This is a genomic window from Stenotrophomonas sp. ZAC14A_NAIMI4_1 (genome assembly GCF_003086915.1).
Lineage (GTDB): Bacteria > Pseudomonadota > Gammaproteobacteria > Xanthomonadales > Xanthomonadaceae > Stenotrophomonas.
Window position 1 is genome coordinate 1,292,520 of record NZ_CP026002.1, and the last position, 14,965, is coordinate 1,307,484.

General features: G+C 68.1%; 13 protein-coding genes. 6 read left to right on the plus strand and 7 right to left on the minus strand.

The window, feature by feature from the left end; all coding sequences use genetic code 11:
* Positions 1-11: 11 nt before the first annotated feature.
* Both C1926_RS06015 and C1926_RS06020 read right to left on the minus strand, forming a co-directional pair.
* Complete coding sequence (locus tag C1926_RS06015) at positions 12-662, minus strand: DsbA family protein (protein ID WP_108758567.1); 651 nt, start codon at positions 660-662, stop codon at positions 12-14.
* Between the two features lie 92 nt (positions 663-754).
* Complete coding sequence (locus C1926_RS06020) at positions 755-1,705, minus strand: LysR family transcriptional regulator (protein WP_174214117.1); 951 nt, start codon at positions 1,703-1,705, stop codon at positions 755-757.
* A gap of 85 nt (positions 1,706-1,790) precedes the next feature.
* Here C1926_RS06020 and C1926_RS06025 point away from each other — a divergent pair, with 85 nt between their 5' ends.
* Entirely contained in the window at positions 1,791-2,678 is an 888-nt protein-coding gene (locus tag C1926_RS06025; protein WP_108758568.1) for a sterol desaturase family protein, read from the plus strand.
* Positions 2,679-2,687: 9 nt separating this feature from the next.
* On the opposite strand, the gene C1926_RS06030 is transcribed toward C1926_RS06025, so the two are convergent.
* Positions 2,688-3,392, minus strand: coding sequence for an AraC family transcriptional regulator (locus C1926_RS06030; protein ID WP_108758569.1), 705 nt, complete (start codon positions 3,390-3,392; stop codon positions 2,688-2,690).
* 104 nt (positions 3,393-3,496) lie between these two features.
* Entirely contained in the window at positions 3,497-3,931 is a 435-nt protein-coding gene (locus C1926_RS06035; RefSeq protein ID WP_079222247.1) for a glyoxalase, read from the minus strand.
* Positions 3,932-4,265: 334 nt separating this feature from the next.
* Here C1926_RS06035 and C1926_RS06040 point away from each other — a divergent pair, with 334 nt between their 5' ends.
* Both C1926_RS06040 and C1926_RS06045 read left to right on the plus strand, forming a co-directional pair.
* Positions 4,266-7,061, plus strand: coding sequence for a glycoside hydrolase family 3 C-terminal domain-containing protein (locus C1926_RS06040; protein ID WP_108758570.1), 2,796 nt, complete (start codon positions 4,266-4,268; stop codon positions 7,059-7,061).
* Between the two features lie 126 nt (positions 7,062-7,187).
* Positions 7,188-7,649 (plus strand): hypothetical protein, encoded by a 462-nt coding sequence (locus C1926_RS06045; protein WP_108758571.1) that lies wholly within the window; start codon positions 7,188-7,190, stop codon positions 7,647-7,649.
* A 43-nt stretch (positions 7,650-7,692) separates the two neighbouring features.
* Here the strand turns inward: C1926_RS06045 and C1926_RS06050 are convergent, their stop codons facing one another.
* Positions 7,693-8,586 (minus strand): LysR family transcriptional regulator, encoded by an 894-nt coding sequence (locus C1926_RS06050; RefSeq protein ID WP_108758572.1) that lies wholly within the window; start codon positions 8,584-8,586, stop codon positions 7,693-7,695.
* A 105-nt stretch (positions 8,587-8,691) separates the two neighbouring features.
* Here C1926_RS06050 and C1926_RS06055 point away from each other — a divergent pair, with 105 nt between their 5' ends.
* The 3 genes from C1926_RS06055 (at position 8,692) to C1926_RS06065 (ending at position 12,546) form a co-directional block, all read left to right on the plus strand.
* Positions 8,692-10,050 carry an MFS transporter gene (locus C1926_RS06055; protein ID WP_108758573.1) on the plus strand — a complete coding sequence of 453 codons (1,359 nt, stop codon included), beginning with the start codon at positions 8,692-8,694 and terminating at the stop codon, positions 10,048-10,050.
* Positions 10,050-10,436 carry a DUF4440 domain-containing protein gene (locus C1926_RS06060; RefSeq protein ID WP_108758574.1) on the plus strand — a complete coding sequence of 129 codons (387 nt, stop codon included), beginning with the start codon at positions 10,050-10,052 and terminating at the stop codon, positions 10,434-10,436. The genes C1926_RS06055 and C1926_RS06060 overlap by 1 nt, the downstream gene beginning before the upstream one ends.
* Positions 10,437-10,635: 199 nt before the next feature.
* Positions 10,636-12,546, plus strand: a complete 1,911-nt coding sequence (locus C1926_RS06065; protein WP_108758575.1) for a CocE/NonD family hydrolase — start codon at positions 10,636-10,638, stop codon at positions 12,544-12,546.
* A 141-nt stretch (positions 12,547-12,687) separates the two neighbouring features.
* On the opposite strand, the gene C1926_RS06070 is transcribed toward C1926_RS06065, so the two are convergent.
* Both C1926_RS06070 and C1926_RS06075 read right to left on the minus strand, forming a co-directional pair.
* Positions 12,688-13,644 (minus strand): AraC family transcriptional regulator, encoded by a 957-nt coding sequence (locus tag C1926_RS06070; RefSeq protein ID WP_108758576.1) that lies wholly within the window; start codon positions 13,642-13,644, stop codon positions 12,688-12,690.
* A gap of 97 nt (positions 13,645-13,741) precedes the next feature.
* Positions 13,742-14,833, minus strand: coding sequence for an alkene reductase (locus C1926_RS06075; RefSeq protein ID WP_108758577.1), 1,092 nt, complete (start codon positions 14,831-14,833; stop codon positions 13,742-13,744).
* Positions 14,834-14,965: the final 132 nt, after the last annotated feature.

The following is a 14,965-nucleotide window of genomic DNA, read 5'->3' on the forward strand; positions in this document are numbered from 1 at the left end:
GAAGGCGCGGCTCAGGCCGCGACCAGAGGGGCCAGGGCCTGGCGCAGCTGCGGCAACGGCAGGGTCTGCAGGCGCAGGCCGTTGCCGCCGATCACGGTGGGAATGGAGCGGATGCCGAGGGCAGCGGCTTCGCTGCGGTCGGCCTGCACGCGCCGGCGGACTTCGTCGCTGCGCATGTGGCCAGCGAAGGCGCCGCGCGGGTGGCCCAGCGATTCGGCGATGTCCAGCAGCACCTCGGCATCGCCGATGTTGCGGTGCTGGTGCAGGTGCGCCCACTGCACGGCATCGAACATCGCGCCATGGGCCTCATTGCCGCCCAGCAGCCCTGCAGCCTGGCAGGCCAGTGCGCCGAGCCAGCCGGAGGGATACTCGAAATCCTGTGCGCGCATGCCTTCGATATCGATGCGCGCGCTGTCTTCATGCGCGGCGCAGTCGGTCCAGTGGCGCAGGATGGTTGCCTTGGCGCGCTGCATCGAGCCGAACACCTCGATCATCTGCGCGCGCGAGTCCTGCAGCACGAAGCTGCGATGACGCACCTGGATGCCGAGTTCGGCGGAGACCTGCTGCAGGCGCGGGGCCAGCACGAAGCACCAGCCGCAGACCACGTCGTGGAAGAAATCGACCACCGGCGCTGCGGTGGCGGGGGAAGGAGCGGAAGACATCTGCCTGCCATCGGTGAGAGGGGAGGCGGCAGAGTAGGCAGCGCGGCATGCCCGAAACAGCACGCCGCAGGCAGCTCAGTTTTCGCTGGTGGTTACGAATCCAGGCCGGGGCAGCCAGGCAGCTCGGCGTGCAGGAAATCGATGAAGGCACGTACCTTGGGCTGCAGGTGGCGCGAGGTGGGGTAGACCGCATGCACGAAGCGCGGCGGATACTGGTGGTCGGGCAGCACCTGCTGCAGTTCGCCACGGGCCAGTGCCGGCGCCGCCAGGAACGAGGGCAGGGCGCCGATGCCCATGCCGGCCACCAGCAGGTCGCGCAGCATCAGGCTGTTGTTGGCGGTGACGCGCGCCGGCAGGGTGATCGTCACCTGGCCATCAGGGCCAAGCAGCGGCCAGCTGCCGGGTGAGTCGGACAGGCTGTAGGCCAGCACGCTGTGCGCCTGCAGGTCATCCACCGCCGCGGGTGCAGGGTGCTGCTGCAGGTAGGATGGCGCCGCGCACAGCACCTGCTGCAGCGAGGCCAGGCGGCGCGCCACCAGCCGCGAGTCATCCAGCTCGGCGCGCAGCCGCAGCGAGACATCGAAGCCTTCGCCGACGGCATCGAGCAGGCGGTCTTCCATCACCAGGTCCAGCGACACCTTCGGATGCTGCTGCAGGAAGCGCGGCAGCAACGGCGACAGCGTGCTCAAGGCAAAGGACTGCGGCGCATTCACGCGCAGCCGCCCCGCCACCTCACCACGCTGCTCGGCAATGCCGCGTTCCAGTGCGTCCAGTTCGTCGAGCAGGCGGCAGCACTCGCGGTAGTAGGTATGGCCCGTCTCGGTCAGGCTCATGCGCCGCGTGGTCCGTTGCAGCAGGACCACGCCCAGGTGCGATTCGAGCGCGCGCAGTTGCTTGCTCAACCCGGCCGATGACATGCCCAGGTCCTCGGCGGCGCGGGCCAGCCCGCCGCGCTCGACGATGCGACGGAAAGCGCGCATCAGGTTGAAGGAGTCCATGCCGGTCCCGGGCGCGAAGAAACCGCCATTGTAGATCCGCGCCATGCCCACCACGCGGTTGCGTCGTTTGTTCAAGCCAGCCCGCCGCGCGCGGCGCCACCCTGCAGGCCCCTCACGTTTCGGGTTGCCCATGAAGCTCTGGATCCTCCGCCTGTACGCCCCGCTGTTCCTGTTCGGCTTCCTCGCCGCCGCCATCGCCTGGGTCGGCCACCGCCACGGCGACCCGCTGTGGCTGCTGGCCCTTCTGGCCCTCGCCATTGCCGTGTCCTTCATGGCCGAACGCCTTTGGCCCTACGATCCGTCGTTCAACCACGACCACGATGATCGCGTGCGCGACACCCTGCATGCCCTGGTCAACGAAGGCCTGAACCTGCTGTCGATCGCGGCCGTCCCGCTGTTGGCGGCGATCATCCCGTGGCAGGTGTGGCCGCAGCAGTGGCCCTTCGCGCTGCAGGTGCTGGTGGCCATCATCGCCGCCGATCTCGGCATCACCCTGGTGCACTACGCCAGCCATCGCATCGGCTGGTTGTGGCGGCTGCACGCGGTGCACCACAGCGTCACCCGCATGTACGGGTTCAACGGCCTGATGAAGCACCCGCTGCACCAGGCGGCCGAGGCGGTGGGCGGGGTGCTGCCGCTGCTGGCGCTGGGCCTGCCGATGCCGGTGGCGGCGGTGCTGGCCTTTGCCATTGCCATCCAGCTGCTGCTGCAGCATTCCAACGTGGACATGCGCCCGGGCGTACTCGGCCGGGTGATGGCCTGGGCGCCGCTGCACCGCTTCCACCACATGCGCTACGGCACCGCCGGCGACGTCAACTTCGGCCTGTTCCTGACCGTCTGGGACCGCCTGCTGGGTACCGCGTTCGATGCACCGGGCTACCGCTTGGGCACGCATGACCTGGGCATCGGCAGCCAGCCGGATTATCCGCGCGGCTATGCCGGGCAACTGATGGCGCCGTTCCGCGAGCTGCCCCATGGGCAGGTGCCTGAAGTGCCTGAAGGCCTGCGCCGTCGTTGAGCCTGCGCCTCAGGTGGCGCGCAGCTGCAGCCCCTGCAGCTGTGCCGCGCCGATGCCGAACATACGGCGCAGGCTGCGCGACAGATGGGCCAGATCGGCGAAGCCCGCAGCGTGCGCACTGTCGGTCAGGCTGTGACCGTGCAGGTGGTGTGCCAGTGCGGAGCGCAGGCGCTGCCACAGCACCCAGCCACGCAGGGTCACCGCGAGGTCGGACTGGAAACGCCGGTGCAGTTGGCTGGTTGACAGATGCGCGGCCCCGGCGATATCGGCGGCGGGCACCGGGCCGGGCAGGTGCTGGGCGATGCGTTCCAGTGCCACCTGCACGCGGCGGTCCAGCGGCTGCGCGCGGCTCAGCTGCGGCAGTCGCTCGTGCAGGATGCTGATATCGGCGGGCAGCTGGTACAGGTGCTGCTGGATCTGTTCGAGATCGGCATGGGCCGGTTCGAGGAACAGGGTGCAGCCGTCCTGCGGCGCGGAGAGGATGGCATGCGGCACGAAGGATGGCAGCCACAGGCGTTGGCCGAGGTGCGGAACGCCATCGATCTCCACCTGCCAGGGCGCGCCGTCGCTGACCAGCAGCTGGTGGGCGTAGTGCGCGTGCGTGCCGCTGCCACCGGCATGGCCCTGCAGCAGGGCGGCGTGTGCATCCAGCAGCAGGGTGCCATTCCAGGGCAGGGCGGGGTGGGACATGCGGGCATTGTAGATCCACGCCATGCGTGGATGACCTCTACCGGAATTGAATAGCTCGTGTTGATTTGAAAAGCATCCACGCATGGCGTGGATCTACTGGCCACTAGCCAGCTGTCGAAGCCGCCCCATCACCGCCCGTGCGGGTCCGGGCGGTGGTGCACGTATTCGACCACGGTGCCATCGGGGTGCACTGCATTGAATGCCGCGCCAGTGGGCACGACCTGCAGCGGGAAGATGATCTCGGCGCCGGCGGCCACCAGCCGGTCGTGGTACGGCCGGACATCGTCGACCAGCAGGGTGCCGGTGGTGGAGGTGAACGGCGCCAGCGCGTCATCGCTGCCTTCGATCAGCAGGAAGGCGCCAACCATGGCCAGGCGCAGGCCCGCATCGGGGAACGGAAAGCCGGCATCGGCCACCACGCCCTGCAGCTGCTCGTAGAACGCGACGCTGCGCTCCAGTTCACCGGGGGTGACGAACACGCGGATGAGCACGCGCGGGCTGCGCTGGCTGGAAGTATCACAGCGGTCGCGCCAGAGGTGGTCGAAAGTGCGGTGTACGTTCATGGGCTCGGTCCATCGCCGGGGACTCCCATTATCGGTACGCCCCTGCGACCCGCTGATGACCGCCGGTGATGGCCTGATAACCATGCCGTCGCAGCGGCCTGTGACTTAGGTCCTGTTGACAGCCATCAATGCCCTCGCACAATCTTAACAAGATGGGTCGCTATGCGGCCCGGGCAGGCAGGTTGTCACGCCGGGAGGAGGGTCCCGCGCGCAGACCGGTCCGTCCCCTGGCCCGCGGTGTGTTGCCTGGCAACGCCCGCGCGGCATGAACGCTGCACCCTTCGGCGGCACTTTCCCTGGACCGATTGCCTTGGCAACGGAATTACGCCCGCCGATGAAAACGTTTACAAAGCCGCTCGCCCTGTCCCTTGCGCTGTCTGCCGCGCTGGCCGCCCCGGCCTGGGCCGACACGGCCGCCTTCACCGTGCTGACCCTGGAACAGGCACCGACCCAGGATGCGATCCCCGCCCTGGCTGCCCAGCTGAAATCCCTGAAAGTGGACGCGGTCAGCGTGCGCCAGGTGCAGCGAGGCATCGGCCAGGTCGATCCGCTGCAGCTGCTGGCCGATGGCCTGGGCTACGAATACCGCTTCATCGCCGCCGGCAAGGATGATGGCCAGACCCAGCAGGGCCAGGCCGTGCTGACGCGCCTGCCGATCGCCGCCGAATCCGGCCCCGACCAGCCGGGCCTGAACTACCTGCGCCTGGACGACGGCCGCCACACCGTGGCGCTGTACACCGATGCCGGCGCGGGTGCCGCCCGCCTGCCCGCCCTGGTCACCCGTTCGCGCCTGGGCGCACCGGCGGTGCTGCTGGGTGCGGTGGCCGGTGAGTCGGCCAAGGCGGCCGGCTTCGACCCGGCCCGCGTGGCCCTGGAAGCCGATGCCAGCTACTTCAGCGATGGCTTCCAGGCGGCCAGCAGCGCGCCATTCAAGATTGATGGCAGCACCCTGCGCGCGACCCTGCTGACCCTGGCCTACGTGGCCGACAAGGGCGGCGAGCAGCCGTGGATGGACAGCACCCTCAACGCCGACGCGCGCGCCGCGCTGCTGCTGAAGGCGATGACCGAGGACGAGAAGTTCCAGATGCTGCACAGCTACTTCGGGCTGGGCAAGGACGGTGGCCCGCTGCCGGAAGGCGCCGTGGGTTCGGCCGGTTTCGTGCCGGCAGTGCCGCGCCTGGGCATCCCGGCGCAGCAGTCGGCCGATGCCGGCGTGGGCGTGACCAATCCAGGCGGCATCCGCCCGGGTGACTTCGCCACCGCCATGCCGTCCGGCCCGTCCACCGCGTCCAGCTGGAACCGCGAAGTGGCCTTCGCCGGCGGCGCGACCATGGGCCGCGAAGCGTGGCAGCAGCGCTTCAACATCCTGCTGTCGGGCAGCGTCAACCTGCAGCGTGACCCGCGCAACGGCCGCAACTTCGAATACGCCGGTGAAGATCCCCTGCTGGCCGGCTCGATGGTCGGTGCGCTGATCCAGGGCGTGCAGAGCCAGCACGTGATCTCCTCGATGAAGCACTTCGCGCTGAACGACATGGAGACCCGCCGCAACTTCCACGACGTGCGCATCGGCGAACAGGCCATGCACGAATCGGACCTGCTGGCCTTCGAGATCGCGCTGGACGCCGGCCGCCCGGGTGTTGCGATGTGCTCGTACAACAAGATCAACGGCACTTACGGCTGCGAGAACGGCTACCTGATGAACCAGGTGCTGAAGCAGGAATGGAAGTTCCCCGGTTTCGTGATGTCCGACTGGGGTGGCGTGCACAGCGGTTCGAAGGCGGCGCTGGCCGGCCTGGACCAGCAGTCGGCCGGTGAAGTGTTCGACGCGGCAGTGTTCTTCGACGAACCGCTGCGCCTGGCCGTGCACGGCGGCGTAGTGCCGCAGGCGCGCCTGAACGACATGGTGGCGCGCATCCTGCGCACGATGTTCCTGCATGGCAACTTCGACAACCCGCCGCAGCACCAGAAGGTGGATGCCGAAGCCGGCTACGCCGTTGCCCAGCGCACGGTGGAAGAGGGCAGCGTGCTGCTGCGCAATGAAGGCAACCTGCTGCCGCTGGCCGACAGCGTGAAGCGCATCGTCATCATCGGCGGCCATGCCGACAAGGGCGTGATCGGTGGCGGTGGTTCGTCGATGGTCGGCGTGACCGCCAAGGGCACCAACGCGGTGCCCGGCGTGATGCCGACCACCTGGCCGGGCCCGGTGATCTTCCACCCGTCCTCGCCGCTGGAATCGCTGCGCGCTGCGCGCCCGGACGCGACCATCGAGTACGTGGACGGCACCAACGCCGCCGCAGCGGCCAAGGCGGCCGCGCAGGCCGACGTGGCCATCGTGTTCGCCACCCAGTGGGCGGCCGAATCGGTGGACCTGCCGGACATGCAGCTGCCGGACAACCAGGATGCGCTGATCTCGGCGGTGGCCAAGGCCAACCCGAAGACCGTGCTGGTGCTGGAAACCAACGGCCCGGTGCGTACCCCGTGGCTGGCGCAGGTGCCGGCGATGCTGCAGGCCTGGTACCCGGGCATCCGCGGTGGCGAAGGCATCGCCGCGCTGCTGACCGGCCAGGCCAACCCGTCCGGCCGCCTGCCGGTGACCTGGGTGGTGGACGAATCGCAGCTGCCGCGCCCGCACATCGACGGCCTGGGCTTCAAGCCCAAGAAGGAATTCGGCGACGTGTTCGATTTCGATATCGAAGGCGCCAACGTCGGCTACAAGTGGATGGCGGCCAAGGGCCTGACCCCGACCTTCGCCTTCGGCCACGGCCTGTCCTACACCTCCTTCGCCTATGAAAACCTGAAGGTGAGCGTGGAAGGCTCGCGCCTGGTCGCCAGCGTGGACATCCGCAACACCGGCAAGCGCGCCGGTGCCGACGTGCCCCAGCTGTATCTGAAGCTGCCGGCCGGCAGCACCACGCCGATCCGCCTGATCGGCTATGACAAGGTGCAGCTGCAGCCGGGCGAACAGCGCCGCATCCGCATCGAAGCCGAGCCGAAGACCCTGGCCCACTACGATGCGCAGGCCCGCCAGTGGAAGATCGACGGTGGCACCTACCAGGTGCAGCTGTCGCGCAACGCCGCCGAGCCGCTGCAGACGGTGGACGTGCAGCTGGTGGAGCAGGTGCTGCGCTGATGCGGCGCGAGACTGATGGTTGAAGACACGGCCCCATAAAGGGGCCGTGTCTGTTTGCGGACTTTCGCTGCGCTCGCCGGGCCATGCCCGGCGGACGCTGGAGAAGGGGACATCCGGCAGACCGTCATGTCGCTTCTGCCACTGGAGCCGTTCTTCCACTCAGTTAATACTGACCGGCTGCCGCAGAAGAACCAGCGAATGATCACGAGCGCATGGGCATTCAAGCAGTTGTGTGAAAACGAGTCAGATGCATCATTTGCCTGGCAGCAGGCCGAGGATCAGACGTGGATCGATATCCTTGCGGCCTACCCTGAGCTGGCGCGCTGTGTCGCCGGGAACAAAACAATTCCCGAGTTCATCATCGAACAGCTGGCTACCAGCGAAGACGTCGACGTTCGTTGGAGCATCGCGTGCAAACGTCGGCTGAGTGAGGGGCTTATGTCCCGTTTGGCGCACGATGTTGATGCGACCGTTCGGCATCGTATCGTCTGCAATCCCAAAGTGACGCCTCGGATTCTAGAACTGCTTTCCGCCGACCCGGACAAGATGGTGGCGGTCTCAGCGCAGCGAAGGCTCCAGTCCGAGTGATGTCTCCCAGGGTGTGCATGCGTGGAGGTTGCGATAAATGTCCTCAGCCAAACCACCCGCGCAGGAATTCAATCAGCTGCCGTACCTTTGGCGAGGGCTGCGTGCTGTGCGGGTAGACCGCGTACACGCTCTGCTGCGGGAAGCGGTGCTGGCGCAGTACCGGTCGCAGCCGACCCTGGGCCAGATCGTCCTCGATCAGCCAGCGTGGCAGCACGGTGACCCCGGCGCCGGCCACAGCGAAAGCGCGCAGGCTGCTGGCACCATCTACGCGCACCACCGCATTGCCCGGGTTGGTGGCAAACAAGGCGTCGCTGCCATCCGGCGCCACCACCGGCACATCGGCCAGGCGTGGGTAGCCCAGGCGGGGCAGGGTGCCCAGCTGTACAGGATCATCGGCCGCCTCGGTGGAGGGTAGGCGTGCCAGCAGGGATGGAGCCGCCACCGCGCACAGTGGGTGGCGCTCCAGTTCACTGGCGTGCAGGCCCGAATCTGGCAGGCGGCCGAGGCGGATCGCCAGATCGAAGCGTTCGGGAATCAGGTCGGCCGGTGCCGGTGAGGTCGACAGATGCAGCTGCAGCGCCGGGTGTCGTGCACGGAATGCCTCCAGCGCCGGGATCAGCCGCAGCTGCGCGTACTCCGGCGTGGTGGTCAGGCGCAGCGTGCCCTGCAGCTGGTGCTGGTCGCGGCGCGCGGCATCGATGGCCGCCTGCGCGGCCTCCAGTGCCTGCACGCAGTGCTGCAGGAACTCTTCGCCGGCCTCGGTCAGCGCCAGGTGGCGGGTACTGCGCAGCAGCAGGGTCACGCCCAGCTCCTGCTCCAGCCGTTTCAGGTTGAAGCTGACCACCGCGCGGCTCAGGCCCAGGCGCTCGGCGGCTGCGGTAAGGCTGCCGGCGTCGACCACGGCACGGAAGATGTCAAAGCGATCCAGGCTGACCATGGCGATTCATTGTCAAGAAAGATTTGACAGTGTTGCAGCTGGTGTCGTGTTTTTCCAACAGACTGCAGCGGGCATGCTGCGCGCTTCCCCGCTGGAGCGCCGCCGATGCCCTCTCCCCGCCTGCGCCATGAGGCGATCTTCCTGCTGGTGTTCGCGCTGGACCTGGTCAACATGTTCATCGCCACGGTGGCCTACCCGGCGCTGGCAGCCGAACTGCAGGCGGACATCAGCACCCTGGCATGGGTCGGCACGGCCTACATGCTCGGCTTGAGCGTGGTGATTCCGCTGGCGCCGTGGCTGGCCGCGCGCTGTGGTGAACGGCGACTGTTGCTGGCGGCCCTGCTGCTGTTCGCGTTGGCGGCGGCCTTGGCCGGTGCGGCGCCGGGTATCGGCTGGCTGCTGGGCTGGCGGCTGCTGCAGGGCCTGGCCGGCGGCCTGCTGATTCCGGTCGCGCAGGCCGCGGCCTACCGGCAATGCAGCCCTGAGCAGCGTGGCGCGCTGACCCGCCGCATCCTGCTGGTGGCGCTGCTGGTGCCAGCGCTGGCGCCGGCGCTGGGCGGGCTGCTGGTGCAGTGGCTGTCCTGGCGGGGCGTGCTCTGGGCCAGCCTGCCGCTGGCACTGGCGGCGATGGGTCTGGTACTGGCCTGGATGCCGGCCGATGGCGAACGCACTGCGCCCCGCCTGCAGGCCTACGCGCTGGCCACCGCGATGAGCGCGCTGGGCGTGCTGCTGCTGGCGCTGACCTGGCTGGGCGAACCCGGCCACCGGATTGCCGGCGCGGTGCTGTTGCTGGTGGCGCTGCTGCTGGCGACCGCCCACCTGCGCCACGCGCGCCAGCAGGCACAGCCGCTGCTGCGCTGGTCGCTGCTGTCCCATCGCGGGCTGCGGCTGGCAATGCTGGTCTATCTGGGGGTGCCGGGCGTTTTCATCGGCAGCCAGCTGGCCAGCACGCTGCAGCTGCATCAGGCGGGCTACAGTGCCGCGCGCATCGGTGCTCTGATGCTGCCGTGGGCGCTGGCGTCGGCGGTGGCCATCACCTGCAGCCGACGCCTGCTCGCGCGCTTCGGGCCGGCAGCAGTGCTGCGCGCTGGCATGCTGCTGCAGGCCAGCGGCCTGATGTTGATGGCGCTGTTGCCGCAGCCCCCGTTTGCGCTGGCAGCGCTGTTGTACGCGTTGATGGGCGCCGGCGGCAGCTTGTGCAGCAGCACCGCACAGACGCTGGCCTTCCACGGTGTGGAGGGTGAAGCGCTGGGTGATGCCAGTGCGCTGTGGAATCTCAACCGCCAGCTCAGCTTCTGCCTCGGTACCGCCGCCATCGCGCTGCTGCTGGCCCTGGCCCTGCAATGGCTGCCGGCGCGGGCCACCGGTGTGGCGCTGGGCCTGGCCGCTGTCCTTACCCTGCTGCCGATGGCGCTGTTGCGCCGTTCGCAGCCACTGACCCTTGCGCAACCGGAGCGTGCCTGATGCAACACACCGCCGAACATGAAATCCACCAACTGCACGACATGCTGCAGGCCTGGTTCCGCGCCGAGGTGGGCGCCGAAGCACTCGACGATCTGATGGCGCACTTCTGCGCGGATTTCAGCATGGTCGGCATCGCCGGGCGGCGCTTGGATCGGCAGGCGGTACAGGCGTTGTTCGTCGGCGGGCATGGGGCACGGCCTGGCCTGCGCATCGCCATCGACGCCGTGCAGGCGATCGAGGCGCCGTCACCGCTGGCGGTGCTGCGTTACCGCGAAGGGCACGCCGTGGGAGACGCGGCGACCGCATGGCGGGAGTCGCTGGCGGTGCTGCGGCAGGAGCAGGGGCATTGGCGATGGTTGGCGCTGCATGAGGTTCAATCGGGCTGACGGATCCGCCGGGCATGGCCCGGCGCTACCTCGGGCGCGCGGATCGGTAGCGCCGGGCCATGCCCGGCGGGCGCTGCCCAGCACCGCTTGGCATGTGCCATCAGTCCTGCCTCCAAAGAGCGCGGAACGCAAAGCCCGCACACACTTCACCGGGCGGGGCAGGAGTACGCTTGGGTCTTTCCTGCCGGGAGGGGTTTCCATGCGTGTGCGTGCCGTTGCTGTAGCCATCGCCCTTTGCCTGTCCAGCACCGTGCTGGCCGCCGATACCCCGCCGATGACCCCGGACATCAGCGGAAAGCCCTTCGTGGCCCCCGATGTCGGCCGCGACTATGACAAGCGCGTGGTGATGGTGCCGATGCGCGATGGCACCAAGCTGTACACCGTCATCGTGGTGCCCAAGGGCGCGCACAACGCGCCGATCCTGCTGACCCGCACGCCCTACGATGCCGCCGGCCGCGCCAGCCGCACCGATTCGCCGCGCATGCGTGACATGCTGCCGCAGGGCGATGAAGTGTTCGTCGATGGCGGCTACATCCGCGTGTTCCAGGACATCCGCGGCAAGTACGGTTCCGAAGGCGATTACGTGATGACCCGGCCGCTGCGCGGGCCGCTGAACAACACCAAGGTGGACCATTCCACCGACGCCTGGGACACCATCGACTGGCTGGTCAAGCATGTGCCGGAAACCAACGGCAAGGTCGGCATGCTGGGCTCGTCGTATGAAGGGTTCACCGTGGTGATGGCGTTGACCGACCCGCACCCCGCACTGAAGGTGGCCGCACCGCAGAGCCCCATGGTCGATGGCTGGATGGGCGATGACTGGCTCAACTACGGTGCGTTCCGCCAGGTCAACTTCAACTATTTCGCCATGCAGACCGAGAAGCGCGGCAAGGGCACGCCGCTGCCCAGCCTCGGCTACGACGACTACAGCACGTTCCTGCGCATCGGCTCGGCCGGTGACTACGCCCGCTTTACCGGCGTGGACAAGCTGACCTGGTGGAAGAAGCTGGTCGAGCACCCGGCCTACGATGCGTTCTGGCAGGGCCAGGCGCTGGATGCAGTGATGGCGAAGACGCCGCTGAAGGTGCCGACCATGTGGCTGCAGGGCCTGTGGGACCAGGAAGACATGTGGGGCGCCAACCACGCCTACCGGGCGATGGAAGGCCGTGACACCGGCAACACGCTCAACTATCTGGTGATGGGACCGTGGCGGCACAGCCAGGTGAACTACACCGGCAACGAGCTGGGGGCGCTGAAGTTCGATGGCGATACCGCGCTGCAGTTCCGCCGCGACGTGCTCAAGCCGTTCTTCGATCAGTATCTGGTGGATGGCGCACCGAAGGCCGACACGCCGCCGGTGCTGGTCTACAACACCGGCGAGAACCACTGGGATCGCCTGCAGGGCTGGCCGCGCAGCTGCGAGAAGGACTGCACTGCGACCAGCAAGCCGCTGTACCTGCGTGCCGGTGGCAAGCTGGCCTTCCAGGCGCCGGCGGCGGGCGAGGGTGATTTCGAGGAATACGTGTCCGACCCGGCCAAGCCGGTGCCGTTCGTGCCGCGCCCGGTACGCTTCGGCGACCGTGACATGTGGACCACCTGGCTGGTGAAGGACCAGCGCTTCGTCGACGGTCGGCCGGACGTGCTGTCCTTCATCACTGAACCGCTGAACGAACCCCTTCGCATTGGTGGCGCGCCGGTGGTGCACCTGCAGGCCTCCACCAGCGGCACCGACAGCGACTGGGTGGTGAAGCTGATCGACGTCTATCCCGACCAGGAGGCATCGACGCCGGAGATGGGTGGCTACGAGCTGCCGGTGTCACTGGCGATCTTCCGTGGTCGCTACCGCGAGAGCTTCAGCGCGCCCAAGGCACTGGCCGCCAACCAGGTGCTGCCGTACCGCTTCGACCTGCCCAATGCCAACCACGTATTCCAGAAGGGGCACAGGGTGATGGTGCAGGTGCAGTCCAGCCTGTTCCCGCTGTACGACCGCAACCCGCAGACCTACGTGCCGAACATCTACCTGGCCAAGCCGGCCGATTACCAGAAGGCCACGCAGCGGGTCTGGCACAGCGCCGCACAGGCCAGTTACATCGATTTGCCGGTGTACTGAAGCGGACGGTGGTAGTGCCGGCCGCTGGCCGGCATGTCATGCAAGAGCGTGTCGACCAACGGTCGACACCCACCAGGTAGCGGCGGGCCATGCCCGGCGGGGTAGTGCCGGCCGCTGGCCGGCATGCCATGCCAAAGCAGGTCACCCTACCTTCGATGGCCCGGTGCGCCAGCGGCTGGGCACCAACCCGAAGCGCTTGCGGAAAGCGGCTGCGAAGTTGCTCGGGTGCCGATAGCCCGTAGCCGCCGCAGCCTGCTCCACGCTCCAGCCGCGCTCGCGCAGGCCTTGTTCGGCGTGGTGCATGCGCTGCTCGTGCAGGTAATCGAACACCGAGCAGCCGTACTGCTGCACGAAATGACGACGCAGCGAACTGGGACTCATGCAGGCGATCTGCGCCAGCTCGACCAGGCTGTGTTCATGGCTGGGGTCCTCGCGCAGGAACGCACGCACGCGTTCCAGCCGCGCGCGCTGGCCGGCACGCAGCGCACGGGGTGTGGCGGGATGAAGATCGTCGGCCTGCAGGCCCACGGCCAGGATCTGCAGGGCCAGGCCCTCGCGCCACAGCGCATCCAGTCCACCCTGCCAGGGGCTGTCGAACAACTGTGACAGCGCGGGCAGCAGCGTGTGCGGAATGGCCCAGTGCCGGCAGCCGACCCCGGGTCCGTGCAGCGCCTGCTGCAGCGCGGGTTGCTGCAGCAGCTCCACATCTAACTCCGCGGGCAGGCACAGGCTCACACCGCGCAGGCGCACGCTGCCCGGATGCACGCCGCGCATCTCGACCGGTTCGCGGTGATGGCTGGTCATCGCGGTACCCGCGCGCAGTCTGAATGCCTCACGCTGCGGCACCTGCACATCCACCTGCCCATCCAGCATCATCCGGATCGACAGGCCCGGGCGCTGCTCGGCAGTGGCCGTATAGCCCACGCGGTTGCACACATCCGTGGCAACCAGGCTGAGGCCACCGCGCAGGGTCTGTTCGTGCATTTCGCCACGACCGATCCATTGGTCATCGCGCAGGTCGCGCGGGTCGGCGCGATAGTCATAGCCGTGCCGATCACCGAAGCGACGGTAATCGGCAAACGTGAAATATCGGGACATTGCTAAGCCGCTCAGCTGGGGAGGAAAGTGCTGGCGTCGGCTCGCAACGATATTCTAGCGCGGGCCCGCCGCCGCAGCGACGGGCCGCAACGCTGGCTTACGCGCCCAGTGCAGGGTAGTCGGTGTAGCCGTGCTCGCCGCCGCCATACAGCGTGGCGGGGTCGAGATCGGCCAGCGCAGCACCGCTGCGCAGGCGGGCAACCAGATCAGGGTTGGCGATGAACGGACGCCCGAAGGCGACCATGTCGGCGTAGCCGCTCGCCACGGCCTGCTCGGCACGCGCAGCGTCGTAGCCGTTGTTGGCGATCCACGGGCCACGGAAACGCGCACGCAGGCCCGCGTAGTCGAAGGCGAGGTTGTCACGGTCGCCGCCGGTGGCGCCTTCGATCACATGGATGAAGGCCAGGCCGCCGATCGTGTCCAGGCGCTCCACCGCGCGGTCGAACAGCGGCTGCGGGTCGCTGTCGTGCGCATCGTTGACCGGCGTGACCGGCGACAGGCGAACACCGGTGCGCGCTGCGCCGATGGTTTCGGCCACGGCGCTCACCACTTCAAACAACAGGCGCGTGCGGTTCTCGATGCTGCCGCCGTAGGCATCGCTGCGGTGGTTGCTGCCATCGCGCAGGAACTGGTCGATCAGATAGCCGTTGGCCGCGTGCACTTCCACACCGTCGAAGCCGGCGGCGATCGCATTGCGGGCAGCGATGCGGTAGTCCTCGATCAGTGCCGGGATCTCTTCAATGGCCAGCGCCCTGGGCGCCGACACATCTTCGAAGCCATTGGCGGTGAAGGTCTTGCCATTGGCGCGGATCGCGCTCGGCGCCACCGGCACTTCGCCTTCGGGCAACAGGCTGGTGTGGGAGATGCGGCCGACGTGCCAGAGCTGCAGCACGATGCGTCCGCCTTCAGCGTGTACCGCGTCGGTCACTGATTTCCATGCAGCAACCTGCGCGTCGCTGTAGATGCCCGGGGTATCCAGGTAGCCCTGGCCGAGTGGGCTGATCTGCGTCGCCTCGGCGATGATCAGGCCAGCGCTGGCGCGCTGCTGGTAATAGGTGATGGCGAGCGGCGAGGGCACGCGGTCGGGCAGGGCCCGGTTGCGCGTCAGCGGTGCCATGGCGATGCGATTGGCCACGGCGATGTCGCCAAGGCGGGTAGGCGTGAACAGCAGATCGGCGGCAGGACTCATCGAAGGTTCCACAGGGGAGAGGTGTGGGCCTGAGCATAGGCGCGAACGCGTTGCAGCGATGGGAAGGATCGTTGCAGGCCGTGCGTGTCGATGGCGCCCTGGGATGGCATGTCCGTAACACGCGCGGGCGTA